The 3,106-nt window shown below is 35.5% G+C and carries 3 protein-coding genes; 1 reads left to right on the top strand and 2 read right to left on the bottom strand.

Features of this window, described 5'->3' with window-relative positions:
* Positions 1-128: 128 nt before the first annotated feature.
* Positions 129-674, bottom strand: coding sequence for an energy transducer TonB (locus AFK68_RS04305; protein ID WP_168186318.1), 546 nt, complete (start codon positions 672-674; stop codon positions 129-131).
* Positions 675-1,255: 581 nt separating this feature from the next.
* Positions 1,256-2,461: a Coenzyme F420 hydrogenase/dehydrogenase, beta subunit C-terminal domain gene (locus AFK68_RS04300; protein WP_210407220.1), complete on the bottom strand. Its 1,206-nt coding sequence runs from the start codon at positions 2,459-2,461 to the stop codon at positions 1,256-1,258.
* Positions 2,462-2,699: 238 nt separating this feature from the next.
* On the opposite strand from AFK68_RS04300, the gene AFK68_RS04295 reads away from it, so the two are divergent.
* Positions 2,700-2,915, top strand: coding sequence for a hypothetical protein (locus AFK68_RS04295; RefSeq protein WP_094671736.1), 216 nt, complete (start codon positions 2,700-2,702; stop codon positions 2,913-2,915).
* The last annotated feature ends 191 nt before the right edge of the window (positions 2,916-3,106 follow it).

Here is a 3,106-nt window from a genome sequence, read left to right as displayed (position 1 = left end):
GATTCCAAGTATATAAGGTACAGATATTAACATTCAATTCAATGCTTATGGTAATAAATTATTTGGCAGTAAAAATTAAGCTATTTGATACTATAATTATCTCTCGGTGCTGGAGTAGAAGGTAAAAATTATTCTATGGGAAATTTTGTTATACAAGGATATATAAGGTCTTGAAAAAATTCTTTGCCCTCAGCAGAAACATTACCTTGAAATATCTGAAAAGAAATTTCTAAAAAAGCTTCTAAGGGATATTGTTTTTGAGCTTGTTCGATCATACAAACACAAAACTCCTTTTTCTGTTGTCCGTCGCTACAACTATCGACGAATTTTTCAATCATCTCTGGCGGATAAACGTAGGGGTTTAATCCATTAAATTCAACATTTATGTCAGCCCATATTCCTTTTCGAGTATCATCCGATTCCTTAAAGCGCATTCTTTCTATTGCCTTTAAAGTTGCCTGATCGAACTTTTCGTTGCCACTACTTTCAATAACTTCTAAATTAGTCGGCTTTCCTTTCCTATTGACATCGAACTCAATGCGTAATTGTATCCGATTTTTTTCTTGAGCTATAACTGATGTGGGAATTACAAACAAGACGAATAGCAGGATGACAACTTTCAGCCTTTTTAACCCAGGGAAAAACTTTTGAATATTGGGAGAAATTTTAATCATAATCAAGATTGGGATAATATCAAATCTGGTAGCATTGCTATACATTAGTTAGGAAGTAGAAGTCAGAATTTCAGATAGGGGAGTTGTCGGATAGACAACGTACAGTTAGAAATATCACTTCCGGTTGAATAGTTATAATTAAAGCTTGTAGTAGACTGACACACCTTAAATGGTGCAATAAATGTAGGTTGGGTTGAGGAACAAAACCCAACAACAGTCCTTCTCCCGTACGGACGNCCCTACCTTACTCCCCCACTCCCCTACTCCCTAATGCACAGTTTTAGCTGTGTCAGTCCAGTAGTAGGAATTTAGCCCATATATCTTATTGCTCAAGCCTTACTGGTGTGACACATCTAAATGGGTGTGCATTAGGGCGGGTTTGAAATTAATTAATAATGAATAATGGATAATGAAATAATATTTCCGTACTTGCGTACTATCTCTCAGTTTTAACAAGAGGTAATTATTAATTATTAATTATTAATTGTTGAAAACCAAAACCCTGTAGGGGCAAATAACCATTTGCCCCTACTGTGTAGAGATATTGGGAAAATATTACCTCAAAACCCTACACCAAAAAATTATTCTGGCAACTTATATTGCCCGACAATTTTCTTAGCAAACTCTGGCACATGAGCCTCTAATTTTTCTGGATGATTCCGCTTTACATAGAGATAATTTCTTGTGAAATGGGAATCAATAGAAAACCGCCCATATTCCAAACCTTTAGGACCAATTCTTTCAATTACAACTCCCATTAATTTTGCGGCCCACATTGGTAAAGTTACAGCTTGGTCATAAGCTGGAATACTTTGTTGAACAGCTTGATGTCTATCTCCCTGAGATATAACAGGTTGAGTATCTAATTGATTCATCACCAAATCTAACATCTCTTTTCCCGTCTCATTTCTAACAGTAATCCACTGCCAACCAAAAGTAGCTCCCATATATCCTACTACTAAATCTGCCAAACCATTTACATAGTCAAAACAACTCAGACAAGAAGGAGCAAAAATATCTTTCAGCTTTTTAGTATTTAAACCAAAAAACGGTACTTTTTCTATCGTTCCATCCTCATGTTTAAAATGTACTCTAAAATCTTGCATAAATTCATAATGAACAACAGTTTCTGGTGACTTACTTGTAGTTTCCAAGAACTTTTGCAAACCCTCTCTTGTCACATTATCCACACAAGGAGTTCCCAAAACATAGAGCTTTTCTAAACCTAATTGTTTTTCCACAGCTCGTAATGCTTGAATCTGACAACCAACCCCTATTACTAATAATTTTTTCATGCCAGATTTTTCAATTTCTTCTAATACTGAAAGATTAGGAGAAAGAGTCGGTTTATTAACTTTTGCTGCCAATACTTCCTCTGGAGTACGAGCAATAACTGGCATTGGTTGAAAGCGGTCTTCCTTGGTATTTTGCACGCAGACTACACCCTCTACAATACCTTGATTGAGCATTTCACAGGCGATCGTACTTACAATACCAGTCCATTGTGCGCCTTCAATAGGTTGTTTTTTCCGAGCTGCCATCATATCTTGATGAACGCCAAAATAGGTTTCATTTTCCCGATCCAGGTTGCGAGTGCGTCCGTGAGTTTGTTGTTCAAGGTTGTCGAATTGTTGATTAAGAAATGCACAGGCATCCTTGACATAATGGATATAATATGTATCGCACAAACCACATTCGCTACAGAGTTCTTTAGCAGGACGACGGGCACCTGGTCTGAGAGCTTTAGCTTTCTTGTGTTTAGGGGTGTTTGGAGTTGAGATAGTCATTGAAAATTGATTTGTTAAAGTTAGTGACTTTTATTTAGGATACCCTAGTTAGAGTGACTTTGAATATCATAATAAACAGGCGATCGCTTTGTACCCATTCATCTACAATCAATAATTGCTATAATAGACATTTAAAAATTCTCTTTTTGGGTATTCTAATTTCTGGTTAAACTACCTAAACAGACCTTATTAGCTGTGCTGAAAATAGCTGTCTTGTCTAGTTCTTTACCTTATAATAGTGACAAGTTTTTTTCCAGTATATCCAGGCACTAAGCAAGTTAATAGTCTAATCTTTGCCCAAGTAAATGTTCAGCCTAACCCTCAACTTAGTGCTGACCTTGAGCCAAAAAAGACAAGTCAGCTCACCGAACAAAAAACAGAGGAAAATTCGGAAAATTATGATCAAAATAAAGAGCTAGAAAAGTGGTTAATTTTAATCAAAGAGTTAGTATAATTTTCGGCTTGATTAGTTAAATTAAAATTCATCATAATTTCTCCTAATTTTTTTCTTGATTATAGCAATTTTCAGGTTCATAAACCGGGTTTATAGAATTTATGATTTTAGCAACAATATTAGGGCAATAAACCCGGTTTATTGTTTGGGTAAAAAAGTTAAAGTCATAGCTCCAAATTATGTTATAGTAT

Origin of the sequence: Hydrocoleum sp. CS-953 (genome assembly GCF_002260545.1) — a bacterium.
Taxonomy (GTDB): Bacteria; Cyanobacteriota; Cyanobacteriia; order Cyanobacteriales; family Microcoleaceae; genus Trichodesmium.
This window is presented reverse-complemented; position numbering and strand designations above follow the sequence as displayed.